Raw genomic sequence first — 26486 nt, 5'->3', positions numbered from 1 at the left:
AGCAACAGCGACGCACTCACGTGGGGAATGGATGCCACGGCCCCCGACGAAACGTGGCAGAAGCCAGCCCTCGGCAGCGTCGAAACTGATCCCGTCTACGGCACTACAGTTCAGCGCGTGACTTCGGCCGAGGGCACCCGCTTCGATCGCAACAGCTACAGTCGTCGGCAGGCCGAGAACGCCGACGGCTCGCTATTCTTCACGTACCACGGTGACGCCGAATACCACGTGTACTCCACCGCTGACGCCTCTCTTCTAAGCGCCCTCCCCATCCACCCGGATGCCGAACCCCAGTGGCACCCCAGCGATCCGCACCTGATCCGCTATCTGGAGGGCCCCAACTCCTCCGAGGGCGACCTCACGCTTCATGAGCTCGACGTCACCACCGGAGAATCCGCCATCATCGCCGACCTCACCGAAGCCATCACGAACGTGTTCCCCGGCGCGGACTATATGAAGGATCGGAGTGAAGGATCTCCAAGCAGCGACGGCGCCATCTATGCCTGGATCGTCTACAACGCTGATGAACAGCCGCTCGGGATGGTCAGCTACGACCTTGCCTCCGATACAGTTCTTGGCACAAGCCAACTGCCCGCTGGCACGGACTGGGTCAGCGCCTCCCCTACTGGTAAATACGTGGTGGCCTCCGCTGAGTCTGGAACCTACGTCTACGACGCTGACCTCAGTAACCAACGCCTACTGACCGAGGCGAGCGAGCACAGTGACATCGCCCTCTCCGCCGACGGCCGGGATGCGTACGTCTATATCGATTTTGACTCCGCGAGCGAAACCGCGGGCTTTTTGACCTCGGTCGACATGGACTCGCTAGAGCGCACCACACTCTTCGATGCCTACGACGATGCCAATACCTCGATGCACATCTCTGGAAAAGGGTATGACAAGCCAGGGTGGGTCGTGGTGTCCACCTACAACTGCAACGCCGAGGGTGCCTGGACCTGCGAAAAGGTGATGGCGATTGAACTCGACGGCGGCCGCATCCTCAATCTCGCCCACACCTACAACTGCGGTGAGGACTACTGGACCGAGACCCACGCCGTGGTCAACCGATCATTCACCCACGTCTATTTCAATTCCGATGGCGGCTCCTGCGGCATGGATGCCGAGGTCTATCGCCTCGACGTTCCCGCTTTCGACTAGCCAGCGCTCGCACAGAACGCGAAACGGCCGACACCCCGAAGGGAGCCGGCCGTTTGACGTTAGGCTGCTGCAGTTCTAGCGCTGCGGCCAGTCGCGGGCTCCAGGGCCCGTGTAGAGCTGCTGCGGGCGACCAATTTTGGTCTTGGGGTCTTGGTTCATTTCACGCCAGTTGGCGATCCAGCCCGGCAGGCGGCCGATAGCGAAGAGCACCGTGAACATGCGCGGCGGGAAACCCATTGCCTTGTAAATAACACCGGTGTAGAAGTCGACGTTGGGATACAGTTTGCGCTCGATGAAGTAGTCATCGCCAAGGGCGACCTCTTCGAGTTCGCGAGCAATGTCGAGCAGCGGGTCACTGACGCCTAGATTGGCAAGTACCTCATCGGCACTCTCCTTGACCAGACGCGCTCGCGGGTCGAAGCTCTTGTACACGCGGTGGCCGAAGCCCATCAGGCGCACGCCATCTTCTTTGCGCTTCACGCGGTCGACGAACTTCTGAACGCCTTCGCCCGACTCTTGAATCTCGCCAAGCATCTTGAGAACAGCCTCGTTGGCGCCACCGTGAAGCGGACCGTAGAGAGCGTTGATACCGGCGGAAATCGAAGCGAAGATGTTGGCTTCGGTCGAGCCGACCAGGCGCACCGTTGAGGTGGACGCGTTCTGCTCGTGGTCTTCATGCAAAATCAGCAGGCGGTCGAGCGCCTTGCTCAGCACGGGGTTAACCTCGTACTTCTCGGCCATGTTGCCGAAGTTGAGCTGCAAGAAGTTGTCGACAAAGCTCATTGAGTTGTCGGGGTAGAGCAGTGCTTGACCGAGTGACTTTTTGTGAGCGTAGGCCGCAATGACGGGCAGCTTTGCCAGCAAACGGATGGTCGAGATCTCGACCTGCTCGGGGTCACGCACGTCGTGAGAGTCTTCGTAATATGTTGAGAGCGCCGAAACCGCACTGGAGAGCACGGACATCGGATGCGCGCTCGGCGGGAGAGCGTCAAAGAAGCGGCGAAGATCTTCGTGCAGCAGCGTGTGCCGACGGATTTTCTCGTCAAATTCTTCGAGCTGCGACTTCGACGGCAGTTCGCCGTAGATCAGCAGCCACGCTACTTCGAGGTAGGTGGAGTTGGCCGCGACATCTTCGATCGCATACCCGCGGTAACGCAGGATTCCACGGTCTCCATCGATGTACGTGATCTCACTGCGAGTTGACGCCGTGTTCACGAAACCTTGATCAAGCGCCGTGTAACCGGTCTGCTTCATAAAGGTGGAGATATCGATGCTGTTGTGACCATCGACCCCACGGATAATGGGAAATTCTGCAGCACCGCCCGGAAAATGGAGGGTGGCCTTCTCTGGGTCTTGAGGGGCTTCATTCACCGCTACAGCCTACAAGGGTTGAATGGCCACTGTCACACCAACCAACCAACCCCGACCAGTTTTAGAGGTCAACGACAAGGCCTTGGCCAGTTAGTGCACTTAAGCGAGCAAATCGAGCCGAGCGACCGCGTCGGCAATGGTCTCGTCGCTCGCTGTGAGGGCGATTCGAACGTGACGCGCAGGGCTTTCGCCGTAGAAAGCACCGGGAACCACGAGGATGCCGGACTGCGCCAAATCGCCAACCGTCTGCCACGAGTCTTCGTTCTTTGTTGCCCACACGTAGAGGCCAGCCACGCTGTCATCCACGAAGAATCCCGCACGCTTCAAAGCGGGCAGCAGCTTGGCGCGACGTGCACGATAAAGCTCACGCTGCACCGCAACGTGAGCGTCATCCTGCAGAGCAGTGACCATCGCAGCTTGCACAGGTCCGGGCACGAGGAGTCCGACGTGTTTGCGCACGGTGAGTAGCTCTGAGATGAGTCCCGAGCATCCGGCCACAAAAGCGGCACGGTACCCTGCCAAATTCGACTGCTTGCTGAGCGAATACACCGCAAGCACTGACGACCGATCGCTGCCAATAACCTCGGGATCAAGAATGGATGGTGTCGGGTCAGGGCCATTCCAGTTGAGTTCGGCGTAGCACTCGTCTGAGGCGATCACCGCGCCCAACTCGCGAGCGCGAGCAACCGCAGCCCGCAACTCGTCAACGTCAGCAACGCGACCGTCGGGGTTGCCCGGGCTATTCAGCCACACGAGAGCAGTGTTTTCGGGCCAGGACGCAGGATCGTCGGATGCCACAGCAGTAGCACCAACCATGGCTGCCCCAATGGCATAGGTCGGGTACGCGACCGAGGGGTGCACGACGACATCGTCTTTGCCGAGCCCCAACAGCAGCGGCAGAAGCGCCACCAACTCTTTAGACCCGACGGTCGGAAGAACATTGTTGACGGTGAGCCCTGGCACACCACGGCGCCGCTCGAACCACTCCACGATGGCCTCGCGAAGTTGAACCGTGCCCATGGCCGTGGGGTAAGCGTGAGCATCCGTGGCTGTCGCCAAACTTTCGCGGATAACCGCGGGGGTTGGGTCAACGGGCGACCCTACCGACAGGTCAACAAACCCGTCGGGGTGCGTGCGCGCAATAGTGCCGTACGGCACAAGAGAATCCCACGGAAAATCGGGGAGAGCCAACGGCGTACGCGTCATTAGTCTGAGGACCCGCCGCCCTCAGGCAGGGCTGCGATGAGGGCGTGATCCTTGGGGATCACACCAACCTTTGCTGCTCCACCGGGCGAGCTCACCTCGAGAAGATCAAAGAACTCAACGTTGGCCTTGTAGTAGTCGGCCCACTTATCGGGCAGGTCATCTTCGTAATAGATGGCCTCAACCGGACACACCGGCTCGCACGCACCACAGTCAACGCACTCATCCGGGTGGATGTAGAGCATGCGGTCGCCTTCATAAATGCAGTCGACTGGGCATTCATCTACACACGCGCGATCCTTCAGATCGACACAGGGCTGAGCGATGACGTAGGTCAAGAGATATCCGCACCTTTCACGGGAGAGTTCAACTCAATGTTAGCGCGGCTCGCCGACGAAACCTGACGGTTCACCCGAGGCCACCCCACCACAATGAGCACCACAAGCACCGGCGCAAAAGTCCACACGTACCCGGCGATGTTTGCCGGAATCAAAATGTTTCCGCCTGGCATCACTGCTGCGAGCAAAGCCGACATGACAAGGACTCCGAGCGACGCGAAACCCGCTGCAACCCGAGTGTCGTAGATCAACCGCAGCCCCAGAATGAGCGCTGTCACGAGGGTGACTGACACCACAATTCCCCACGGAATACGGACACTACCGATCGTAAACGCTGACTGGTGCACCGCCGTCAAGACGAGACCGACCAATCCACCGAGAGCGAGGGAGACCAGCGCCAAGACGATGCGCTCTAGACGACTGCGTTCACCAATCACCAGTTCGCGACGACGCAATCGACGCAAATACTCCGGCGGCGTCGAGATGCTCTCCCCCACTGGAACGTCGTTGCGATAAATCTCTGTCGCCCGACGCTTGAATGCGAGAGCCGTCGCCGACGACACGACAACCCCGCGATCAACAGGAACAGCGGATGCCGTATAGAAAGGCACCCCCGCAAGCTCTGTCGCTAGCGCCGTGGCCTCGTGCACGAGCAGGGCCTCAGCGCCGCGCGCCGTACCACTGGCTTCTTTGGCGTAGCTGACGACGACATCCGGCTTCAGCGAGGTGATTGCTGCGGCCAAGTCGGAGGCAAGGGCGCGGGCATCGAGGGTAACGAACTGGCGGCCGTTGTCTTCACGCAAGAAGTGGTGAGAAGTGATGCCAAGGATCTCGCGGACGACCTCGTCGACAGAAACTACTGGCCGTTCGCCGGTGTCAGCGTCTACGTGCGCAGCGCTCAACGGCGCAGTACTGCCGGTCGAAGCGCTTGCGGTTCCCACATTCGGCACTGCGGCGCCGTGCGAGACCGTCTCTGGCACGCTCCCTGTTGAGGGCGATGCTGAGATCGCGGCAGTCGCGTTGTTGCTGCAGCTGAGCACGATGAGCTCGGTGCCCCGCTGAACGAGGGTCGCAATGGTGGCGCCGAAAACGTACGCCTCATCTTCTGGGCGCGCGGCAACAACCAACACCCGCTGTGCGCGATCTTTCACGGCCGTTCCTCCCCCATTTATTCTGCAGTAAACAGAATAAGCACAGGTAGCCGAATTACGGTTGCTTAGGTTAGGCTTACCAACCTGTCCAGAACTCAATAGACAAGAGAGTCTCGTGCTCGCAAATTTCTTGATCGGCCTGCGAGAAGGCCTCGAAGCTGCGCTCGTTGTTGGCATTTTGATCGCCTATGTTCGCAAGATCGATCGTACCGATGTCCTCCCCCGCATTTGGCTCGGAGTGGCCATCGCCGTCGTGCTATCGCTCGGCCTCGGTGCGAGTCTCACCTTCGGCGCCTACGGCCTGTCGTTCCAAGCTCAAGAACTCATCGGCGGCATCCTCTCTATCGTTGCCACCGCCTTTGTCACCTGGATGATTTTCTGGATGCTGCGCGCAGCACGCGGCCTCGGTCGCGAACTCCGCAGCGAGGTTGACTCGCACCTCACGGGTGCCGGCTGGGGCCTCGTTCTCGTTGCGTTCCTCGCGGTTGGTCGCGAAGGTATCGAAACGGCCCTCTTCATTTGGGCAGCAGTACAGGCGAGTGGTTCGACTGCTCTCCCTCTGACGGGCGCAGCGCTCGGCATCGCTGCCTCGATTGTGCTCGGCTATCTCATTTATCGCGGTGTCGTCAGCATCAACCTCACTCGCTTCTTTACTTGGACGGGCGCAATCCTCATCATCGTGGCCGCCGGCGTGCTCTCGTATGGCGTGCATGACCTGCAGGAGGCCGGCGTACTGCCGGGCCTGCACGCTCTCGCCTTCGATGTGAGTGCGGTCATCCCGCCCGACAGCTGGTACGGCACGTTGCTCAAAGGCACTCTCAACTTCTCTCCAGCCACGACCTGGCTCGAAGCCGCTGTGTGGCTCGCCTACGTCGGCAGCATCATGACAATCTTCATCCGCACTGTTCGCGGCAACAAGCGTGCTGATAAGCCACTGCTGCCCGAAGCACAACTCAGCACTCAAGGAGCCTGATGACCACCCGCCCCACCCGCTACGGATTCGCTGCCGTGGCAACTGTCGCTGCTCTCACCCTCACTGGCTGCGTTCCTAACAACACTGACGCCACAGCCGGCGGCACCATCACCGTCGACAGCAGCGCCACGGACTGCGTAGTGAGCGCGACTGAAGCGCCAAGCGGCAACCTCGTATTCTCTGTCACGAACTCCGGCGACCAGGTCACCGAGTTCTACTTGCTGGCCGATGACGGCCTGCGCATCGTCGGCGAGGTCGAGAACATTGGGCCAGGCATCAGTCGCGATCTCGTCGTGCTCGCCCAACCCGGTGACTACTTCACGGTCTGCAAGCCGGGCATGATCGGCGAGGGAGTTGGCACGGCCGCGTTCACTGTGACCGATTCTGGCGCAGACCTGTCGTTCAGCGGTGACACCGCCGAACAGGTGGCCGCGGCGAACGCCAACTACAAGAGTTACGTCAAGGACCAGATCGAGAACCTCGTCGTGGGCACGGAAGACTTCGCTGCCGCGTATATCGCTGGCGACGACGACGCGGCCCGCGCTCTCTACGCCCCCACCCGCGTGTTCTGGGAGCGTGTCGAAACAGTCGCTGAGTCGTTCGGTGACCTCGACCCCCGCATGGATCTGCGCGAAGCCGACCTTGAAGACGGTCAAGAGTGGACCGGCTGGCACGCCATGGAGAAAGACCTCTGGCCTGCGGATGCCGAAGCTGGCTTCGAAGCCTACGATCAGGCGAAGCGTGAAGCCCTTGCCTCGCAACTCGTGGAAGACACCAACACTTTGTACAGCAACGTGCAGGATCTCGAATTTACTCTCGATCAGCAAACCAACGGCGCGATTGGCCTCCTCGATGAGGTGGCCAGCGGCAAGGTAACCGGAGAAGAAGAGTTCTGGTCGCACACTGATCTGTGGGATTTCCAAGCCAACATCGATGGCGCTCGCGTGCTCTACGACGGCGTTCGCGACATTCTCGTAGAGAAGGATGCCGATCTTGCGGCCACCCTCGACGACGAATTCGACGAGCTGCAGACGTTACTCGATGCTCAAAAGGAGGGCGATGGATTCCGTCTTTACACTGAACTCTCCACGAGCGAGATTCGCGCGTTCTCCGATCAGGTCAATGCACTCGCTGAGCCCCTCTCCCGCCTCACCGCGGTGCTGGTGCTCTAACTCCACTCCACACATCCTGGGCCGCTGCTGAGAGCAACCGCCGCCCACCGCCCCACAACGAAAGAACAGCAATGCCGACAGATGACACCAAGGGTCTCTCCCGGCGCGGCCTCCTCGGCCTCGCCGGAGCTGGCGTTGTCGGCGCCGGGCTTGGCGTCGGTGGCGCTTTCGCGTTCGGCGGTGGTGACGGCTCATCAACGACCGGCAACGATGTCGCCGCCACGTATCCCTTCTTCGGCGATCACCAATCTGGCATCATCACCCCGGCGCAAGATCGGTTGCACTTCGCCGCGTTTGATGTCAACGACATCTCTCGCGATGAACTCATCGAATTGCTCCAAGACTGGAGCTACGCCTCTGCGCGCATGACGACGGGCGAAGCTGCGGGCGACTACGGTCCCGCGAGTGGACCCTACGATGCACCGCCGGATGACACGGGCGAAGCTCTCGACCTACCGCCGGGTGGGCTCACGATTACGTTCGGCTTCGGCGCCACGCTATTCGACGATCGGTTCGGCCTCGCCAGCAAGCGACCATCGGCCCTGATCGACCTTCCTAAGTTCCCCAGCGACGCCCTCCTGCCCGAACTCGTCGGAGGCGACCTCTGCATCCAAGCGTGCAGTGACGACCCACAGGTCGCCGTGCACGCCATCCGCAACCTCTCTCGTATCGCGTTCGGCCGCGCCACACTGCGGTGGTCTCAGCTCGGCTTCGGCCGAACCTCCTCCACAACGCAAGCGCAGAAGACGCCCCGCAACCTGTTCGGCTTCAAAGATGGCACCGCGAATCTTCGCGCAGAAGAAACAGAAGGCGTCAACGACTATGTGTGGGCAGCATCCAGCGATGGAAGTTCATGGATGACCGGCGGCTCCTATCTCGTGAGCCGCAAGATTCGCATGACCATCGAAACCTGGGACCGCACCTCACTGCGTGAACAAGAGACGATCTTCGGGCGCACCAAGGGTGAAGGCGCACCGCTCAGCGGCGGCTCCGAATTCACCGACCCCGACTTCGATCAGGCTGGCCGAGACGATGCGCCGCTGATTGACGACAATTCACACATGAAGCTCGCCCACCCCGACACGCACGGTGGCGCGCAGCTTCTGCGACGCGGCTACAACTTCGTGGATGGCAACGACGAGCTCGGGCGGCTCAATGCCGGCCTGTTCTTCATCAGCTTCCAGCGTGATCCAGAAACCCAGTTCGTTCCCATTCAGCTCGCGCTCTCACGCAACGACCTCATGAATGAATACGTGCGCTACGTCGGCTCAGCGATCTTTGCTGTGCCGCCGGGAGCACAATCCGGGAGTTTCGTCGGTGCCGGGATGTTCGACCTCGCCTAGCAGGGCTGGCCTACTCCCCCATTGACGCGGGAGCGACGGTGTAGTTCGCGGTGAACCCGTCGTCTGTCGTGGCGACGAGCACAACGACGTTCCAAGAGTCGTTCGAAAAGAGAACCGAACCGACACCGTCCGCACCGCTCGCTTGCACTTGTGACTCGTAGCCGGCATCCGCAAATTGAGCCTCGATTGCCTCGAGGGGCGAATCTGCGCCCGTCAACATGGTGACGTTGTAGCCGCGGCTGTCTCCATCGCCAGCGGCGATACCAAACTGCACTTCGCCATCAGCCAGCGGCACAGCGCTGGGGAACCCTTCGGGAATCTCATCGCCGCCGAGACTCACTTTTCCGCCCGTAGCTTGTTCTACGATGCCGCCGATGGGGTTGTCACCGAAACATCCCGAGAGCGCAGGCGTAATGGCCAGCGCCAGAACGAGGGCGAAAGATGCGCTAACACTGCGGCGGGCGCTCAACATGACTACTCCAGAAGTGACGCGGCGGGGCGACTGAATTGGTGGTTAACCAACGATGCAGCCACGATCAGGATGACCGTAGCTGCATCGTACTCCGCGCAGATCGCGGACTCATGTGAGCCCGCTGCGAGAAGAAAGGTTAGGCGTTTTGCTTCTTCATGCGCGAGGTGCTGCGTGCGCGAGCGTTGGCGTCGAGCTCTACCTTGCGGATTCGCACGAACTCAGGTGTTACCTCAACACACTCATCTTCACGAGCAAACTCAAGGCACTCTTCCAACGTGAGTTTGCGCGACGGAGTCATACGCTCGAACGAGTCCGAGGTCGACTGGCGCATGTTGGTGAGCTGCTTTTCCTTGGTGATGTTGACGTCCATGTCGTCGGCACGTGAGTTCTCGCCGACAACCATTCCTTCGTAGACCTCCTGCGTGGGCTCCACGAAGAACGACATGCGCTCCTGCAGAGCAACCATCGCGAACGGAGTAGCTACACCGGCGCGGTCGGCAACGATCGAGCCATTGACGCGGGTGAGGATCTCGCCAGCCCAGGGCTCGTAACCGTGCGAGACAGCGTTGGCGATACCAGCACCACGGGTGATGGTCATGAATTCGGTGCGGAAACCGATGAGTCCACGCGACGGAACGATGAATTCCATGCGAACCCAGCCGGTGCCGTGGTTACTCATGCCTTCCATGCGGCCCTTGCGAGCAGCAAGGAGCTGAGTGATCGCACCGAGGTATTCCTCAGGAGCATCGATCGTGAGGTGTTCGAAAGGCTCGTGAACCTTGCCGTCTACCTTCTTGATAACAACCTGGGGCTTACCAACGGTGAGCTCAAAGCCTTCGCGACGCATCTGCTCAACGAGGATGGCGAGAGCAAGCTCTCCACGACCCTGAACTTCCCACGCGTCCGGACGACCGATGTCGACGAGCTTGAGAGAGACGTTACCGACGAGTTCGCGGTCAAGACGGTCCTTGACCATGCGAGCGGTGAGCTTGTGGCCCTTGACCTTGCCGATGACCGGCGAGGTGTTGGTTCCGATGGTCATCGAGATCGCGGGGTCGTCAACCGTGATGGTCGGCAACGGACGAACATCGTTGGGGTCACAGAGGGTTTCACCAATGAAGATGTCCTCGAAACCGGCGACAGCGACGATGTCGCCGGGGCCAGCGCTTTCGGCCGGGTAACGGTCGAGAGCCTTCGTGATCATGAGCTCGGTGACGCGCACGTTTGCGACGCTTCCATCGTGCTTGACCCAGGCAACAGTCTGGCCCTTCTTGATCGTGCCGTTGAAGACACGCAGAAGAGCAAGACGGCCGAGGAACGGCGAGGAGTCGAGGTTGGTGACCCACGCCTGCAGGGGGTGCTCGTCGTCGTAGGACGGAGCAGGAACGTGCTTGAGGATCGCGTCGAACAGCGGCTCGAGGTCTTCGTTATCTGGCAGCGTGCCATTCTCGGGCTTGTTCCAGCTTGCAGCGCCGGCGCGGCCCGAAGCGTAAACGATCGGGACGTCAAGAATGGCGTCCAAGTCGAGGTCGGGAACGTCATCTGCCATGTCGCTAGCAAGACCAAGCAGGAGGTCTTGGCTCTCGGCAACAACCTCGTCGATGCGCGCATCGGGGCGGTCAGTCTTGTTGACCAAGAGGATGACAGGAAGCTTGGCCTCGAGTGCCTTACGGAGCACGAAGCGGGTCTGCGGAAGCGGGCCCTCACTTGCGTCAACGAGCAGTACAACGCCGTCGACCATGCTGAGTCCACGCTCAACCTCGCCACCGAAGTCGGCGTGGCCTGGGGTGTCGATCACGTTGATCGTGATGGGACCTTCAGTGGCGTACTTGCCGTTGTAGGAGATCGCGGTGTTCTTCGCGAGAATCGTGATGCCCTTTTCGCGCTCGAGCTCGTTCGAGTCCATCGCGCGCTCTTCGAGGTGCGCGTGCGCCTCGAAAGAGTTCGTCTGGCGAAGCATCGCGTCAACGAGGGTTGTCTTTCCGTGGTCAACGTGGGCAACGATCGCTACGTTGCGCAAATCGCTGCGAGTGGCCATAGCCATAGCAATATTCCTTAATTCATTGGAGGCTGTGCGGTCTTTCACCGCAGACGCTGCGCAGAAATTCTCGGCAGCAGATCGGCGGCCTGATGCCACCGGGTAAAGATCTTGGGAGGGCGCAGAAGATCATTCAGAGTATCCTGCTCCACCAGTTTACCCTGTTTGACAAGATTTATCGCAGCCGCCCGCTGAGGAGGCCCAAAAAACTAGGGCTTCCACTCCCACACGTTCCACCATACGCCTGGATTCAGTGAGGATAGCGAGACGTTAGCGACCCTGTCTTGGTCGTACGCGATGGTTGCGGGGTACTGAAATAAGGGCAATCCATACGAGGCACTCCACAGCGCAGCATCCGCCTCGGTCAAAGCATCGCGTCGTTCTTCAGCATCGAGCACTGTATTGCTCGCATCGCCAATCAGCGAATCGACGCCGGGATCCGAGAAGTAGTTGAGGTTGGCATAACCGTCGGTGCCGTAGATGGCCGCAGAAAGACCGACGCCAGGGCGAGGATTCTGCCAGCTAAACAACGCCGCATCGTAAGCACCGGGAGTTCCGAGCTCTTCGCGCCATTCCTCGCTCGAGCAATCTGACATCACAAACCCCGCTGAGCCTGCCGAATCGGCAATTACCTCGTACTCAGCGGCACGCATGTCGTCGTCGGCGTCGTAGAGGACGCAGACTTCAGGCTTCTTGACGCCAGCTTCGGCAAGCAATTCTTTAGCACCTGAAATGTCAGGCTCTGTGAATTCAGAAGAGCCATTGGCAGCACGCGCACCGCGATAACCCTGATCGCCTGGGGCAAAGAGGAACGAATCACGGGGAGTCGCTCGGGGGTAGACCTCCCCCACCGCCGCCTGAACAACCGCGGTGCGGGGCACTGTTTTCACAAAGGCTTGACGAACGAGCGGATCGTCAAAGACGCCGCTCTTCGACTCCGCAAACTGCAAGTCAAGATGTTCAAAACTGTCAGTAGTGCCATCGACAATGGTGGCATTCATGGTGGCGAGAGCGTTCCGAACATCCTGATTCATCGTCGGTACCGCCACTTGTACAGCGCCCACGAGCAGAGCTTGTGCTTGCGCGAGCGGATCGCTCATAAACCGAACGCGGATCTCCTGAAAAGTCGGCTCCCGCATGCCGCTGTAATTCTCGTTGGCACGCAACGTCAAATATTGGTTCGCCACAAACTCGGTAATCACATAGGGACCACTCGACACGACGAGGCTCTCGTTGACGGGCATCCCGTCGAAATTGAACACCGTATTCCAGGTGCGCGCGACCGCGGCCAAGTCTTTGCCGCTGCCCTCGGTAATGGCCGAAAAGACGCGCTCTTTCGCGGCAATGGAGTCATCACTCGCAAACGCCATCGTGCCCACGACATGCGCAGGCTTCGCCGAAGATTCGGCGCCGAAGAACACAGATTGCCAGTTGGCGATCGGCTCATCGAATACCAGCGTGAGCGACATCCGATCCTCGCTCATCTGCGGCATCTCAGTGACGTGACTGATTCCGGAGTCTCCGGCAGCGCTCGCATCAAACAGCACGCGATTATCGGCCCGATCTACGGGGGCGCCCGTTTCCGGATCGACGCTCTCGGCGGCATCCGCATCAGGAGTGTTGAGCGCACCGGATGTCGCGGCCCACTCAAGGAGCAGATCGACGGCATCCACCGCTGACCCGTCCGACCAGCGCACTCCGTTCGCCACGGTATAGGTCACTGCGAGGGGGTCATCCGACACCTTCTCGAAGTGGCCGAAGGACTCGTCACGCACAAGCTGCGAATCATCGTCAAAGTAGGTGAAACCCGAGCCAGTCGCATACGCGATTGTCGCGTTAGTGTCGCTCGTCCCAAAGGACGTGGCTGGATTGCCAGAGGTGTACGGCTCGGTGACCGCGACGGTCAACGCGGAGCCCTCGATCGTGGGCGATTGCTGGGGCACGCACCCAGCGAGCACGAGAATTGCAGTGGCGGCAACAGCAAGGGTCGCCGTAATTCTTGTGGCGCTCACGAAACCTCCTGCACACAAACACCAGCGCGCGGTGGCACGCTAGAAACGAGTCTAAGTCAGAAGAGCCGCTCCCCGAGGGGAACGGCTCTTCTGCACGGAGAATCTACGCGCCGAGTGTGATGTTGGCGCCCGGAATAGCTTCCAGCAATTCCCGCGTGTAGGGGTTGCTGGAGTTCTCAAACACTTCGTCGGTTGACGCGGCTTCAACAATTTGGCCACCCTGCATGACGCACACGTTGTCTGCGACGAGGCGGACAACAGCAAGGTCGTGAGTGATGAACAAGTACGTCAGGTCTAGCTCGGTCTGCAATTCAGTCAGCAGGTTGAGCACTTGGCCCTGAACGAGCACGTCAAGCGCCGACACCGCTTCATCAAGCACAAGCACCTCGGGCTTCAGAGCCAAAGCCCGCGCGATTGCGACGCGCTGGCGCTGGCCGCCCGAAAGCTCACCGGGATAACGGTGGCGCACGGACTGAGGAAGAGAAACCTGATCGAGCAGCTCGCTCACACGCTTGAAGCGCTCTTTCACCGTGCCGAGCTTGTGGGCGAGTAGCGGCTCCGCAATGGTGTTGCCCACACTGTATTGCGGGTCAAGGGAACCATAGGGGTCTTGGAACACCGGCTGAACACGACGACGGAACTCGAGGAGTTCCTGCCCCTTGATGCCCGCGAGGTTTTTGCCGTCAAACTCGATGGTTCCACTCGTGAGCGACTCGAGCTGGAGAATCAGCTTGGCCACCGTCGACTTGCCAGAACCAGACTCTCCGACCAGTGCGGTCGTTGTGCCCTTCTTGACCCCAAATGAGATGTCGTTGACGGCAAGGAGCTTGTCTTTACGGAACCCCTGCTTGCGGATCTCGTAAACCTTCGTGATGTTACTCACCTTGATGAGGTCTTCATCCGCTGCCGCTTCTCGACTCGCAGCGCGAGCGATGAGGGCCTGATCAAGCGAACCTTCGCTGAAGATCTTCGCGCTTCCACCATCGGCGCTCGAGGTCTTAATCGACTGGATGCGACGCGACGCCAAGCTCGGCGCCGCAGAAACGAGGCGCTGAGTGTATGGATGTTGCGGATTCTCGAGGATCGCCCGCGACGGCCCCGACTCCACAACCTTGCCCTTGTACATCACCACGAGTTGCTCAGCACGCTCCGCAGCAAGCCCAAGGTCGTGAGTGATGAAGAGCACCGAAGTGCCGTAGTCACGCGTGAGTGTTTGCAGGTGATCAAGGATCTGGCGTTGAACCGTGACGTCGAGAGCCGAAGTCGGCTCGTCGGCAATCAGCAGCTTCGGCCGAGCCGAAAGGCCGATTCCGATGAGCACACGCTGGCGCATTCCGCCAGAGAATTGGTGCGGATACTGCTTGAGACGCTCGCCCGCATCGCTAAGACCCGCTTCCTGCAGCACCTCAATGGTTCGCGCGCGAGCTTCCTTGCCTTGGGCGACTCCGTTCGCCTTGATGGCCTCTTCGACTTGAAAGCCGATACTCCACACAGGGTTCAGGTTCGACATCGGGTCTTGAGGAACGTAACCGATCTGGCTACCGCGCACGTCAGCGAACTGAGCGTCGGTGAACGTTGAGAGGTCATTTCCTTCGAATTCAATCGACCCACCGACGACCTTTCCGGCGCCAGGCAGCAGGCCGATGATGGCCTGTGCCGTCGTAGATTTACCAGAGCCGGACTCTCCGACAATCGCCAGAGATTGTCCTTGGTAGAGCGTGAGATCCACGCCGCGCACGGCGGAGACGATTCCGCGCTGCGTTTCGAAGCCAACTTCAAGGCCACGGATTTTCAGCAGCGGAGTTTCTTCGGTGGAAGAGTCGGTAGTCACTGGAACTGTTTCTGGGTTGGTCATCGGCGTGCTCTCGCTTCCGGGTCAAGGGCATCGCGAACTACGTCGCCGAACATGAGGAAGGCGAGAACGGTGATCGACAGCGCAGCAGACGGCAGGAGCAAGGTCTGCGGATGCGTGCGAACCGTAACCTGCGCCTGATTAATCTCGTTTCCCCACGACATGACTGTCGGAGGCAAACCGATTCCGAGGAAACCCAACGTCGCTTCAGCGACGATGAAGATGCCCAAGGACACCGTGGCCACCACGATCACAGGAGCGATCGCATTGGGTACCACGTGGCGCACGAGGGTCTGGAATCGCGAGACGCCGAGCGCCGCCGAGGCCGTCACGTAGTCAGAGTTGCGAGCGGACAAAACCGCACCGCGCATGATTCTCGCGATTTGAGGCCAAGCGAAAAGCGAAAGCACGAGTGACACCGTCAATGCGTCACGAACCGGAATAACCGAGAACAAAACGATTGCTCCGAGAACCGTGGGAACGGCGAAGAAGACGTCGCCGATGCGCGATACGACTGAGTCAAGGAATCCGCCATAGAAGCCGGCAAGAGCTCCGATAACGCCGCCGAACACCGTCACGATAACGGTCGTCAATAGACCGATCGTCACCGAAGCCTGAGTACCGAAAATAATTCGTGAGTAGACGTCGCAGCCTTGACGGTTGAACCCAAGCGGGTGACCGGCCTGAGGATCGCCATTACTGAACTTCAAGTAGCAGTCGCGAGGATCCACGCTGGCGAACAATCCAGGGAACATGGCGACGACAAGGATGACGAAGATAAGACTTGCGGAAACCCAAAACATCGGGCGACGCCGCATGGACTCCCACGCATCCGTCCACGTGCTGCGGGCTTTGCCACTTTCATCAACCTGGTCGACTTCGGCTACCGGTGTTTCGGCTAGCGACGCGATGAAGTGTTCTTGGCCGGGCCGCTGACGGCCGGTGTTGTTACTTTGCATAACGAATCCTTGGGTCGAGCGCGGCGTAGAGCAAGTCAACGAGCAAGTTGGCGAGAACAAAGATGATAACCATCACTGCCACGAACGAGACGACCGTCGGGCCCTCTCCCAACGTAATTGCTCGGTAGACGGTTCCACCGACACCGTTGATATTGAAGATTCCTTCGGTCACGATCGCGCCAACCATGAGCGAGCCGACGTCGACTCCCAAATAGGTGACCACGGGAACGAGTGAGTTGCGTAGGACGTGCACGGTGACTACGCGGCGGCGGGAAAGCCCCTTTGCTGTTGCCGTGCGCACGAAGTCGGCGCCGAGGTTGTCGGCGACGCTCGCGCGAGTGAGCCGCACGATGTATGCGAATGACACGGAAGCCAAAACAATGGCAGGCAAGATCAGCTCGCTCCACGGCGCTGCGCCGCTGACGGTGGTTCTCGCCCATCCGAGTTGAATACCGAAAACGAATTGCAATATGAAACCGACAACGAAAGTCGGAACGGAGATGAGCAAAAGGCTGATGACGAGCGCAGAAGCGTCGAATATCTTTCCCTTGCGAAGTCCGGCAACAAGGCCAACGATGATTCCGAAGAAGGCCTCAATAGCGAGAGCAAGGATCGCTAGGCGTGCAGTGATCGGAAAAGCCTGAGCCATGACATCGACCACTGGGCGGCCGGAGAACGTGGTTCCGAGGTCACCCTGGAACAGTCCGCCGATGTAGAGGAGGTACTGAATGATGAACGGCTTGTCGAGGTTGTACTCGGCCCGGACCGCTTCAATAACGCCGGGAGCCGGTGGGTGGTCGCCGTAGAGCGCAGCAATCGGATCGCCGGGAACGGCAAAGACCATGAAATAGATCAGAAAAGTCGCGCCGAAAAATACGGGGATCATCTGGAGGAAACGCTTGCCTGCGTACCAAAGCATTAGATGGTTTCCTCAAAGGAACGGATAAGCATAAGAGTCACAATCACTGAATGAGGGTACTCAGTGTGATGCCCGGGGCCAAAAGCAGCCCCGGGCATCACACCTTGAGAGTGGAAACTGGGTAAACCGATGAACTACTTAGTTCTTGGTTACCTCGTTGTACAGCGGGACAGAGTCCCAACCAAATACAACGTTGTCAACGGTGTCAGAGTAGACACCGGTGACGTTTGAGTACCACAGCGGGATCGAAGGCAGGTCAACCAGGAGGACTTCCTGAGCTTCCTGGTACTTCGCCGTTGCCTCTTCTACCGAAGTTGCGCTAGCACCCTCAGCGAGGATGGCTTCGAACTCGGGGCTCGAGTAGCCTTCCTTGTTCGAGCCAGCGCCATCAACGTAGAGCGGGCCGAGGAAGTTGTACAGCGACGGGTAGTCAGCTTGCCATCCAGCGCGAGTTCCACCGGTGAGAGCGTTAGCGTCACGGTCGTTGAGCGCGTCAGCGAACGTGGGGTATGCCTTGCCCTGAGCTTCGATTCCGAGCGTGTTGCTGATGCTGTTTGCAACAGCGTCAACCCATGCCTGGTGTCCACCATCGGCGTTGTAGGCGAGGTCGAAGACAGTGTCACCGTACGGCGCAATGGCGTCAGCTTCTGCCCACAGCTTCTTGGCCTCATCCGGGTTGAAGTCAAGAACTTCAGCGCCAGCAAGGTTGTCGGAGTGACCAGCGATTACCGGCGAAGTGAAGTCGGTAGCGGGGGTGCGGGTGCCCTGGAAGATGACATCCGTGATCTCAGCGCGGTCGATCGACATCGAGATAGCTGCACGACGCAACTTGCCCTCATCGCCCGACCAGTGCTCGAGGTAGTAAGGCATGTTGAATGCCTGGAAGATCGCAGCAGGCTGGTTTACCGAGCGACCAGGGAAGTCCGACTCGTAGGTAGCAAATGCGGAGTCCGGAACAGCATCGAGAATGTCGAGGTTGCCACCGAGAGCGTCAGCGTATGCAGCATCCTGGCTCGTGTAGAAGACGATCGAAACGCCGCCGTTTGCGGGCGTGCGAACGCCGTCGTAGTCGGGGTTCGTGACGAGGTCGATCTGCACGTTGTGCTGCCAAGCGCCTTCTTCAGCGAGCATGTACGGACCGTTACCAATGGGGTTCTCGCCGAATGCGTCGAGGTCTTCCCATGCAGCTTCGGGCAGCGGCATGAATGCCGAGTAGCCGAGACGCAGCGGGAAGTCTGCTTCGGGGTTGATCAGTGCGACGGTGAACTCGGTGTCGCTTACAGCGTCGAGACCGGTGAGTTCAGATTCTTCGTCGTAACTGAAGCCCTCGATGTTGTCGAAGAAGTACGAAGAGCTCTGAGCGTTGCTGAGCAGTGCGCCGTACTGCCATGCCTTGATGAAGGACTCAGACGTAACGGGCTCGCCGTTCGTGAAGGTCCAGCCATCGTTGAGCGTGACGGTCCAGTTCTGGCCATCCTCAGACTCGATCGACTGGGCAACTTCGTTTTCTACATCGCCATCAGCGGTGTACGAAACGAGGCCAGCGAAGATCGAGGTAACAATCTTTCCACCGCCAGTTTCAGTGGTGTTTGTCGGAATGAGCGACTGCTGTGGCTCGCTACCGTTTGTGGTGATGATCGCGGCGCTGTCGCCATCGGCTGGCGCCTCGCTCGCCGAGCAGCCCGCAAGAGCGAGCGCTGAGGCTGACAGCAGTGCGACTGCACTGATGCCTATGCGTGATCTCTTCAATGTTTCCTCCTGTGCAGATTTGTGCAAACGGCACGGAATTTTTGACGCCGCACCGCGCTTGATAGTTCACACCCTAAAACGGGGGGATGCCCCAAGCAAAACTGTAAAGCCAAACGTTACACAGCGGTAACGCTCGTGAAGATTATGTGCATACTTTGCAGAATTCCCGCGCACAATGTGTGACATTCGCCACAAAGCTGCGCAAAGCTCTCCAGACCAGCGTTCAGCATCGTGAGTTAAGATCTCACCATGTCGCAATCGAGCCCGACTTCCCGCACACCACAGACCATATTGATCTTCGACGGTGACTGCGCATTTTGCACGTTATGGGTCAATCGTTTGAAAGCCATTCTCCCTGTGTTTCCCTCGAGCACTCCGTGGCAATGGATCGATCTTGACGACTACGCGCTCACTCAAGATGACGTCGATAAAGCGGCGTGGTTCGTGACTCCTACTCGACAGTTCGCTGGCCACATTGCCTTTTCAGCACTCTTGAGAATGCAGCCGACCTTCGGATGGCGCTTTCTCGGTCACCTCATCGCCACCGAACCCTTCAGCTTCGTTGCCTCGCTCGGCTATCGTTTCGTCTCGCGCTACCGACACCGCCTGCCCGGCGGAACGCCGGCCTGCGCCATGCGCCCATCCGCGTGAGCTCAGCACCGACGATTCCTCCCCGGCGGGGCCGGCTCTGGGCAGAAATATCGATTGTTCTAGCACTATCCCTTGGCGCATCCGCCATCTACTCGATCGTCTCGATCACCAACCGGCTGACGCGCACCGAGTCATTGTCACAGCAGACTGCGACCCTGAATTCGTCGCTCAGCTCGCGCCCCACTTTCGACTTGATCTATCAAATCCTCGGAATCACTTTTGATCTCGCTCCGGTCGCGCTCGTTGCTTTTCTGCTGTGGAACGCATCCAAACCTCGGCTGTCACGGCTCGGAATAGACTTCACCCGTCCAGCACGAGACGGCCTCTGGGGAATCGTGCTCGCCCTGGCGATCGGCATCCCCGGGATCGCTGTGTACCTCGGCGGTCGCGCTCTGGGCGTCACCGTCAACGTGGTTCCGGCAGCGCTCGACCAATACTGGTGGACGGTGCCCGTGCTGCTGCTCTCAGCCCTGCGTGCTGGCATCACGGAAGAAGTCATCGTCATTGGCTACTTGTATGCCCGACTCGGTGATCTCGGCTGGGGACGCTGGCAAATCATCATCTCGACAGCAGTTTTGCGCGGCACCTACCACCTCTATCAGGGCATCGGTGCGTTTATCGGCAACGTCGCCATGGGTCTGCTCTTCGGCTGGCTCTACACGCGCTATCGTCGCGTGCTGCCCCTCGTGATCGCTCACACTCTCATCGACGCCGCCATTTTCGTAGGCTACGGCTGGGCCCTTGGCGCCTTTCCGGCGCTCTTCGGTGCTACTGAATAGTTCTGCACAACCGGTACCGCTCATCGCGCGCGAGGCGTAGAGTTTTGCCCATGTCGCCGGAAATCGCTATTGAAACAGTGCCAAGCCAGATCGTTGCGGGCATCGAATTCTCGACAACGATGGAAAATCTCCCCGCCGATATGAGCGGTGCGATCAAGACTCTGCTCTCTGAATCTGCCGATCCCGCGATCACCGTGCTCGGGCCTGTGATGGCCGTGTACACCGAAGAGATGCGACACGATGGGCCCTGGAGCTGCGAAGTGTGCGTTCCTGTGGCCGACGGCCTGATCGATCATCCGGTCCTCACAACACATGAACTCGCCGGTGGCCGTGTCGCGACACTCACCCATGCGGGCTCGTACAGCGGCCTGAAGGCCGCTTACGAGGTCATTTTCGACTGGTTCACCGAACACGGTCACACTTATGCCGGAGCCCCGCGAGAGATCTATCTCAACTCGCCTCGAGACGTAAGCGAGGCCGAATTGCTCACACGCATCGAATTCCCCGTAGTACCTGCGACGAGCTAGCACAGGCTAGCGCCAGAGAGGACAGACAGATGAAAACCAACCCGTATCTCAGCTTCAGAGACAACGCTCGCGAAGCTCTTGCCTTCTACCAGTCCGTCTTTGGCGGCACCACAGAAATCCACACTTTCGCCGACTTTCACGCAAGCGAAGACCCTGAAGAACAAGACTGGATCATGCACGGGCAGCTAGAGTCGCCAGCCGGAATCACCCTGATGTTGGCCGACACCCCTAAAACGCAGGAGCACACCCCCGGCGGATCCATGTCAATTTCGATCGCAGGCTACCTCAGCGAGAAAGCCGCAATCGAAGCGTATTGGGAGAAACTCTGCGACGGCGGTCGAGTCGATATGCCACTCGAACCTGCCGAATGGGGCGGAATCTTTGGGATGGTGCTCGATCGCTACTCCGTGAACTGGATCGTCAGCATTAGCGACGACAACGAAACTCGTTAGCGGGCGGCTCTCCCCACTCATCCGCAACCAGCCGCCAAACGCGAGCCTGAACGAACTCCGGTTGCTAGGTGCAGTTCGGACGACACGACCGCTGAGTCAGGGCATCAACCAGAACGTTACCGAGATCCTCTGGCACGGCAGCGGAATAGGCTGCGCCCCCGGTTGATTGAGCAATCTCTGTCATCGCGTCAAGGTCGGTATCGGGACCGAAACCAATCAAGATAACAGGAACAGGCTCATTGGGATCGTCGAGCGCCTTGAGGTTTTTGAGGAGCGTCGACAAACTAATGCCGTCGTCATCTTCGTTGTAGCCGTCAGTGATGAGCAGAACCGAGTTGACCTTGGTCGGGTCGTAATCTTCCTTGACCTCTTTCACCGCGGCCAAGATCGTGTCGTAAAGCCCGGTGTACCCATAAATGCGGTCAGGCAACGACGCGACAACACCGTTGATCTGTGCCACGTGATCAGGGTCGGAGAGCGGCGCGATGGGAGACAGCGGCTCCCAGTCTTGAGTGCCGATGCGGTTTTGTGAGAACGCCCACACCCCAAGCTCTGCTTCTCCCGAGAATTTGGACAATGCCTCGCTTGCCGCAAGTTGGAACACATCGATTCGGCGCAAGCCATTACTGGCAGGATCGAGCATGGATCCGGAAACATCGATCACCACGAGAAGTCGCGATCGAAGAGTGAGAACACTCCATGCACGCAGAATCTCAATCTGTACTGCAGCATCCGCCGTCGGCTTCGCCTCGGTAGCGGTCTCAGGAACTCCCGTGACCCTGAGGTCACCGCCACCCTCTGCGTCCCGGAAACCTTGACTAGCAAGGACCTCGGCCGAAGTGCGAGTGGCCGCGGCAAGCGCCGTGAGGAGTCGCTCGGGGGCATCCGCAGCCGTGATTTGGGTCGCGACTGCTGCGGCAGCATCCGTGTCGTCTGTTTCGGCGCTTTCGGCGTCATCCTCGCCACTCACTACCTCCACGAACGGGTAGGTCAACTCGACCGTGCCATCGGTGGGATACAGGGCGATCATGGGAGACGCTGACGTGCTGTTGTACGTCGCGACTTCGCGCTCGGTGGTCATAACCACGGTAGGGAGAGTCGCATCCGTCGCGAGCTGGAAAGCATCTTCGGAGGACTGCGGAATTGTCTTTCCCATGGCAATCATGGCCCCGGCAAATTGACGGGGATCTTCAGCAGACGCAACCGACTGCAGCTGTGCAAGGCCGGCAAGACTCGCCGCGTTCGCCTCCGGGTCGGGCACCAAGGTAGTCACTGTGCCGCCGAGGAGAGCTTCCCAAGAAAGAGGGGTATCCCCCAGATTCGCAACTTGCGACGCAGACGTAGCAAGCACTACCGGTGTGCTGGCAACGTAGTCAGTGACCTGGAGCTCGGGAGCAGTGCGCCCGAGCGAACCCGCCATTGACGTAACGCGATCGAGCCAGGCAGCCGAGTCAGGAACCCACGCGTCGAGATCGCCGGAAACTCCAGAGGCGAAGAGAGCAGCGGTGTCTGCCGAAACAAGCGAACGGACTTCGGTTTCGGTGCAATTGCCGTCGGCCTCATCGAACTCCGCCGCGACAATTGTGAGGGCGGGAGCAATCGACGGGTCAGCGGCAATCACGACAGGGCGAGTCTCGGTGCAGCCGCCAGCCAACGGCGCTACAGCATTCGAAATCCATCCAATTGCGCCCAATTGGATTCCTGCGAGAGAGAGAGCCGCAATGGCAACCAGCGCAATAGGCGCCAGCCACCAACGCTTCTTCCACCGTTGCCAAAAAGTCTTACGGTGTCGATGCCGTCGGGTGGTCACGAAGCTCTCCAGTCGGTGAGAAAGCGATACGAGGTCGTCGGGTCGACCAATCGCTGTACACCAAACGCACATTACAACACCTGAAGAGAGAAAATCCAGCTAAAGTGAAGAATTTTCCCCGTGACAGATGCCGATGCCAGACGAATGCTGGTGTCCCACATTCGGGGGACACAATTATGGCGCGTGCAGAACCGAACTGGATCGACTCCGCACGCGCCATTTTCCGTCACCCAAGCGACTGGAATCAGTGCATTTCGCTACTGCGCAAACGCCTCAATCGGCGGGCACGAGCAGACCAAATTGCGGTCGCCATAGGCGTTGTCTACACGGCGTACCGGCGGCCAGTATTTGCCAGACACGAGGGAGCTCAACGGGTACACAGCCTTCTCACGCGAGTAGGAGTGCTGCCAGTCGCCTGCGATCACCGAATGCGCCGTGTGCGGAGCATTGATGAGGGGGTTATCGTCTGCTGGCCACGTTCCGGCCGCGACGGCATCCGCTTCTTCCTTGATGGCAATCATCGCGTCGATGAAGCGATCGAGCTCGGCGAGGTCTTCGCTCTCGGTCGGCTCGACCATGAGTGTGCCCGAGACCGGGAACGACATCGTGGGCGCGTGGAAACCGTAGTCAATGAGGCGCTTGGCGACATCGTTGTTGTCGATGCCGGTCGCCTCCTTGAGCGGACGCAGATCGAGGATGCACTCGTGCGCAACGAGGCCGTTGTCTCCCGCGTAGAGCACCGGGAAGTGCTCGCGTAGGCGCACCGCAATGTAGTTGGCTGAGAGCACAGCGGCACCGGTCGCGGCTTTGAGGCCAGCCGATCCCATCATGCGCACGTAGGCCCACGTGATCGGCAGGATGCTCGGGCTTCCGTAGGGAGCAGCGCTCACCGCTCCCCCAGCGTGAACATACGGACCCGCAGCACCGGTCTGCATGTCGAAAGCCGGATGATGCTGGCTCTGCGCCATGGGGTGGCCAGGCAAGAACTTAGCCAGATGCGCTTTTGCAACAACCGGACCAACACCGGGGCCGCCACCGCCGTGCGGGATGCAGAACGTCTTGTGCAGGTTGAGGTGGCTGACGTCTCCGCCAAAGTCACCGAACCGCGCGTAGCCGAGCAGGGCGTTGAGGTTGGCACCGTCAACGTACACCTGTCCGCCAGCGTCGTGCACGGCCTGCGTGATTTCACGCACTTCGTGCTCGTAGACACCGTGGGTCGAGGGGTAGGTGATCATGAGCGCAGCGATTTCACTCGCGTGCTCGGCGATCTTGGCGCGCAGGTCGTCGAGGTCGACGTTGCCGAGATCATCGCAGGCCACCACGACGACACGCATTCCGGCGAGCATGGCGCTGGCGGCGTTCGTGCCGTGAGCACTCGATGGAATGAGGCAGATCGTGCGTTCCGGATTGCCGTTCGCTCGGTGGTAGCCACGAATCGCGAGGAGCCCCGCGAGTTCGCCCTGGCTTCCGGCGTTCGGCTGCAACGACGCGGTGTCGTAACCGGTGACCTCAGTGAGCCACGACTCGAGGTGCGAAATCATGACGAGATAGCCCGACACATCTTCGGCAGGAGCGAAGGGGTGGATGCCTGCGAACTCCGGCCAGCTCACCGCTTCCATCTCGGTCGCTGCGTTGAGCTTCATCGTGCACGAGCCCAGCGGGATCATGCCGCGGTCGAGCGCGTAATCCTTGTCGGCGAGGTACTTGAGGTAGCGCATCATGCTCGTCTCCGAGCGGTGCGTGTTGAAGACCGGGTGCGTGAGGTACTCGCTCGTGCGGTTGAGCGCCCCCGGGATGGTGGTGTCGTCGGGCGAGTAGCTAAAGAATCCGCCCTCAAGCCCAAATGCATCCGCAAGGTCGTTCTCTTGCGCGGCGAGCATTCCGCCGTAAGGCTGCGTCGATACTTCGTCGAAGCTCAAACGAACAGTGTCAGCATCCACGACATAGAGCAGGATGTCGCTCTCGAGTGCCTTGGCGGCGATAGCTTGCGCCTGGCCCTTTTTCGTCACCGAGAGGGTGTCGAAGAAGGTCTCGTTCTCGACCGTGTAGCCGGCAGCGGTCAAGCGTGCTGCGAACTTGGCGGTGTCGTGGTGGATGCGCTGAGCGATCCGCTTGAGGCCCTGCGGTCCGTGATAAACGGCATACATGGATGCCATGACAGCCAACAAGACCTGAGCGGTACAGATATTCGAGGTCGCCTTCTCGCGGCGGATGTGCTGCTCGCGCGCCTGCAACGAAAGACGGTAGGCGGGGTCGCCAGCGGCATCCTGAGATACGCCGACGAGGCGGCCGGGCAACTGGCGTTCGAGGCCCTTGCGCACCGACATGTAGCCGGCGTGCGGTCCGCCGAAGCCCATCGGCACGCCGAAGCGTTGCGTGGTGCCGACGGCAACATCTGCGCCGAGTTCACCTGGCGACGTGAGAATCGTCAACGCAAGCAGATCAGCGGCAACAACGGCGAGTCCGCCGTGAGCTTTCACTGCAGCGATAACCTCGCTGGAATCCCACACGCGACCAGTTGCGCCCGGGTATTGGATGAGCGCGCCGAAGCACTCCGGCAGCTCAGGGTTCGCACCGAGCGTTGCCAGGTCGATCTCAACAAGCTCAATTCCGAGAGCCTCCGCGCGGTTCGCCAGCAGAGCCTTGGTCTGCGGAAAAGTATCGGCATCCACGATAAACACGGGCGACTCCACGCGAGCCGCACGGCGCGCAAGGAGCATCCCCTCAACAGCGGCGGTGCCCTCATCGAGCATCGACGCGTTCGTCGTGGTCATTCCAGCAAGGTCAGCAACCATCGTCTGGAAGTTGAGGAGAGCCTCAAGGCGACCCTGCGAAATCTCCGGCTGGTACGGCGTGTAGGCCGTGTACCAGCTCGGGTTTTCAAGCACGTTGCGCTTGATCACGGCGGGCGTGATTGTGTCGTAGTAACCGAGACCGATCATGCTGCGACGAATCTTGTTTGCGCCGGCGAGCGCACGCAGTTCGGCGAGCGCCTCACGCTCGGAAGCAGGAGCCGGGATCGTGGAGTTCACGATCGGAGTCTGGTGAATGGCGGGCGGAACCGCGGCATCCACAAGCGATTCGAGGCTGTCGTAGCCGACAGCGGCCAACATGCTGGCCTGGGCTGCGTCATCCGTGCCGATGTGGCGGTCAGCAAACGTGCCGCTGATGAAAGGGTTGGGCATTATTCGCCTGTCAATGCGGTGTATTCGTCGAGGCTGAGCATCGACGGGAGTTCAGTAAATTCGATCTTCACGAGCCAGCCTTCGCCGAAGGGGTCGCTGTTGACGAGTTCTGGGCTGTCGGTGACAGCATCGTTGGATTCGACTACGGTTCCCGCAACGGGAGCGAAGAGTTCGCCCACCGACTTGGTCGACTCGATCTCGCCAACGATCTTGCCCTCAGCGACAGTGGCGCCGACCTTGGGCAGATCAACGAAGACGATGTCGCCCAGCTTGCCTGCCGCGAAGTCGGTGATTCCGACCGTCGCGATGGTGCCGTCGACCAGCACCCATTCGTGCTCGGCGGTGTACTGCAATTCGCTCTTCTCAGCCATG

Annotated in this window: 22 protein-coding genes; 8 read left to right on the top strand and 14 right to left on the bottom strand. The window is 59.8% G+C overall.

Annotated elements, in window-relative coordinates:
* Positions 1-27 precede the first annotated feature (27 nt).
* Complete coding sequence (locus I6E56_RS12920) at positions 28-1158, top strand: hypothetical protein (protein WP_197138905.1); 1131 nt, start codon at positions 28-30, stop codon at positions 1156-1158.
* Positions 1159-1233: 75 nt separating this feature from the next.
* Here the strand turns inward: I6E56_RS12920 and I6E56_RS12915 are convergent, their stop codons facing one another.
* The 4 genes from I6E56_RS12915 to I6E56_RS12900 form a co-directional block, all read right to left on the bottom strand.
* Positions 1234-2529, bottom strand: coding sequence for a citrate synthase (locus I6E56_RS12915; protein WP_197138904.1), 1296 nt, complete (start codon positions 2527-2529; stop codon positions 1234-1236).
* Between the two features lie 99 nt (positions 2530-2628).
* Entirely contained in the window at positions 2629-3735 is a 1107-nt protein-coding gene (gene dapC / locus I6E56_RS12910) for a succinyldiaminopimelate transaminase (RefSeq protein ID WP_197138903.1), read from the bottom strand.
* Positions 3735-4070 carry a ferredoxin gene (fdxA, locus tag I6E56_RS12905; RefSeq protein WP_197107380.1) on the bottom strand — a complete coding sequence of 112 codons (336 nt, stop codon included), beginning with the start codon at positions 4068-4070 and terminating at the stop codon, positions 3735-3737. The genes dapC and fdxA overlap by 1 nt, the downstream gene beginning before the upstream one ends.
* Positions 4067-5221: a PIG-L family deacetylase gene (locus I6E56_RS12900; protein WP_197138902.1), complete on the bottom strand. Its 1155-nt coding sequence runs from the start codon at positions 5219-5221 to the stop codon at positions 4067-4069. The genes fdxA and I6E56_RS12900 overlap by 4 nt, the downstream gene beginning before the upstream one ends.
* 115 nt (positions 5222-5336) lie before the next feature.
* Between I6E56_RS12900 and efeU the strand changes: the two genes are divergently transcribed.
* From efeU to efeB, 3 genes are all read left to right on the top strand, one after another.
* Entirely contained in the window at positions 5337-6194 is an 858-nt protein-coding gene (gene efeU / locus I6E56_RS12895; protein WP_197138901.1) for an iron uptake transporter permease EfeU, read from the top strand.
* Positions 6194-7366 carry an iron uptake system protein EfeO gene (gene efeO / locus I6E56_RS12890; RefSeq protein WP_197138900.1) on the top strand — a complete coding sequence of 391 codons (1173 nt, stop codon included), beginning with the start codon at positions 6194-6196 and terminating at the stop codon, positions 7364-7366. Before efeU ends, efeO begins: the two co-directional genes overlap by 1 nt.
* A 71-nt stretch (positions 7367-7437) precedes the next feature.
* Positions 7438-8709: an iron uptake transporter deferrochelatase/peroxidase subunit gene (gene efeB, locus I6E56_RS12885; protein ID WP_197138899.1), complete on the top strand. Its 1272-nt coding sequence runs from the start codon at positions 7438-7440 to the stop codon at positions 8707-8709.
* 10 nt (positions 8710-8719) lie between these two features.
* Here the strand turns inward: efeB and I6E56_RS12880 are convergent, their stop codons facing one another.
* From I6E56_RS12880 to I6E56_RS12850, 7 genes are all read right to left on the bottom strand, one after another.
* Positions 8720-9181, bottom strand: a complete 462-nt coding sequence (locus I6E56_RS12880) for a hypothetical protein (RefSeq protein ID WP_197138898.1) — start codon at positions 9179-9181, stop codon at positions 8720-8722.
* A gap of 136 nt (positions 9182-9317) precedes the next feature.
* Positions 9318-11225, bottom strand: a complete 1908-nt coding sequence (gene typA / locus I6E56_RS12875; RefSeq protein ID WP_197138897.1) for a translational GTPase TypA — start codon at positions 11223-11225, stop codon at positions 9318-9320.
* Between the two features lie 203 nt (positions 11226-11428).
* Positions 11429-13231 (bottom strand): ABC transporter family substrate-binding protein, encoded by a 1803-nt coding sequence (locus tag I6E56_RS12870; protein ID WP_307842856.1) that lies wholly within the window; start codon positions 13229-13231, stop codon positions 11429-11431.
* Between the two features lie 103 nt (positions 13232-13334).
* Positions 13335-15086, bottom strand: a complete 1752-nt coding sequence (locus I6E56_RS12865; RefSeq protein WP_197138896.1) for an ABC transporter ATP-binding protein — start codon at positions 15084-15086, stop codon at positions 13335-13337.
* Positions 15083-16042, bottom strand: a complete 960-nt coding sequence (locus I6E56_RS12860; RefSeq protein ID WP_197138895.1) for an ABC transporter permease — start codon at positions 16040-16042, stop codon at positions 15083-15085. The genes I6E56_RS12865 and I6E56_RS12860 overlap by 4 nt, the downstream gene beginning before the upstream one ends.
* Complete coding sequence (locus I6E56_RS12855; RefSeq protein ID WP_197138894.1) at positions 16032-16961, bottom strand: ABC transporter permease; 930 nt, start codon at positions 16959-16961, stop codon at positions 16032-16034. Before I6E56_RS12855 ends, I6E56_RS12860 begins: the two co-directional genes overlap by 11 nt.
* Before the next feature lie 138 nt (positions 16962-17099).
* Entirely contained in the window at positions 17100-18710 is a 1611-nt protein-coding gene (locus tag I6E56_RS12850) for an ABC transporter substrate-binding protein (protein WP_197138893.1), read from the bottom strand.
* 339 nt (positions 18711-19049) lie between these two features.
* On the opposite strand from I6E56_RS12850, the gene I6E56_RS12845 reads away from it, so the two are divergent.
* Genes I6E56_RS12845 through I6E56_RS12830 form a run of 4 tightly spaced genes read left to right on the top strand, consistent with a single transcriptional unit; the run spans position 19050 to position 21119 of the window.
* Positions 19050-19361, top strand: coding sequence for a DUF393 domain-containing protein (locus I6E56_RS12845; RefSeq protein ID WP_231606624.1), 312 nt, complete (start codon positions 19050-19052; stop codon positions 19359-19361).
* The gene (locus I6E56_RS12840; protein WP_197138891.1) at positions 19358-20140 is read left to right on the top strand and encodes a CPBP family intramembrane glutamic endopeptidase; all 783 of its coding nucleotides are present in this window, start codon (positions 19358-19360) and stop codon (positions 20138-20140) included. Before I6E56_RS12845 ends, I6E56_RS12840 begins: the two co-directional genes overlap by 4 nt.
* 50 nt (positions 20141-20190) lie before the next feature.
* Positions 20191-20667 carry a GyrI-like domain-containing protein gene (locus I6E56_RS12835; protein ID WP_197138890.1) on the top strand — a complete coding sequence of 159 codons (477 nt, stop codon included), beginning with the start codon at positions 20191-20193 and terminating at the stop codon, positions 20665-20667.
* 29 nt (positions 20668-20696) lie between these two features.
* Positions 20697-21119, top strand: coding sequence for a VOC family protein (locus I6E56_RS12830; RefSeq protein WP_197138889.1), 423 nt, complete (start codon positions 20697-20699; stop codon positions 21117-21119).
* Positions 21120-21183: 64 nt separating this feature from the next.
* Here I6E56_RS12830 and I6E56_RS12825 read toward each other — a convergent pair whose 3' ends face one another.
* The 3 genes from I6E56_RS12825 to gcvH form a co-directional block, all read right to left on the bottom strand.
* Complete coding sequence (locus tag I6E56_RS12825; RefSeq protein ID WP_197138888.1) at positions 21184-22929, bottom strand: VWA domain-containing protein; 1746 nt, start codon at positions 22927-22929, stop codon at positions 21184-21186.
* Between the two features lie 257 nt (positions 22930-23186).
* Positions 23187-26114, bottom strand: coding sequence for an aminomethyl-transferring glycine dehydrogenase (gene gcvP, locus I6E56_RS12820; protein WP_197138887.1), 2928 nt, complete (start codon positions 26112-26114; stop codon positions 23187-23189).
* The gene (gene gcvH / locus I6E56_RS12815) at positions 26114-26485 is read right to left on the bottom strand and encodes a glycine cleavage system protein GcvH (RefSeq protein ID WP_197138886.1); all 372 of its coding nucleotides are present in this window, start codon (positions 26483-26485) and stop codon (positions 26114-26116) included. The genes gcvP and gcvH overlap by 1 nt, the downstream gene beginning before the upstream one ends.
* Position 26486: the final 1 nt, after the last annotated feature.

Origin of the sequence: Salinibacterium sp. NK8237, from assembly GCF_015864955.1 — a bacterium.
In the GTDB taxonomy this organism is placed as follows: Bacteria; Actinomycetota; Actinomycetes; order Actinomycetales; family Microbacteriaceae; genus Rhodoglobus.
Note: the sequence above shows the minus strand (reverse complement) of the source record. Positions and strands in the feature narration are given on the sequence as shown.

What these genes read in the sequence shown, in the direction of transcription:
- I6E56_RS12860 (WP_197138895.1), bottom strand. Translation starts at nt 16,042, where the DNA reads ATGCAAAGTAACAACACCGGCCGTCAGCGGCCCGGCCAAGAACACTTC.
- I6E56_RS12855 (WP_197138894.1), bottom strand. Translation starts at nt 16,961, where the DNA reads ATGCTTTGGTACGCAGGCAAGCGTTTCCTCCAGATGATCCCCGTATTT.
- I6E56_RS12830 (WP_197138889.1), top strand. Translation starts at nt 20,697, where the DNA reads ATGAAAACCAACCCGTATCTCAGCTTCAGAGACAACGCTCGCGAAGCT.
- gcvP (WP_197138887.1), bottom strand. Translation starts at nt 26,114, where the DNA reads ATGCCCAACCCTTTCATCAGCGGCACGTTTGCTGACCGCCACATCGGC.
- efeB (WP_197138899.1), top strand. Translation starts at nt 7,438, where the DNA reads ATGCCGACAGATGACACCAAGGGTCTCTCCCGGCGCGGCCTCCTCGGC.
- typA (WP_197138897.1), bottom strand. Translation starts at nt 11,225, where the DNA reads ATGGCTATGGCCACTCGCAGCGATTTGCGCAACGTAGCGATCGTTGCC.
- efeO (WP_197138900.1), top strand. Translation starts at nt 6,194, where the DNA reads ATGACCACCCGCCCCACCCGCTACGGATTCGCTGCCGTGGCAACTGTC.
- I6E56_RS12865 (WP_197138896.1), bottom strand. Translation starts at nt 15,086, where the DNA reads ATGACCAACCCAGAAACAGTTCCAGTGACTACCGACTCTTCCACCGAA.
- dapC (WP_197138903.1), bottom strand. Translation starts at nt 3,735, where the DNA reads ATGACGCGTACGCCGTTGGCTCTCCCCGATTTTCCGTGGGATTCTCTT.
- gcvH (WP_197138886.1), bottom strand. Translation starts at nt 26,485, where the DNA reads ATGGCTGAGAAGAGCGAATTGCAGTACACCGCCGAGCACGAATGGGTG.
- I6E56_RS12920 (WP_197138905.1), top strand. Translation starts at nt 28, where the DNA reads ATGGATGCCACGGCCCCCGACGAAACGTGGCAGAAGCCAGCCCTCGGC.
- I6E56_RS12880 (WP_197138898.1), bottom strand. Translation starts at nt 9,181, where the DNA reads ATGTTGAGCGCCCGCCGCAGTGTTAGCGCATCTTTCGCCCTCGTTCTG.
- I6E56_RS12835 (WP_197138890.1), top strand. Translation starts at nt 20,191, where the DNA reads ATGTCGCCGGAAATCGCTATTGAAACAGTGCCAAGCCAGATCGTTGCG.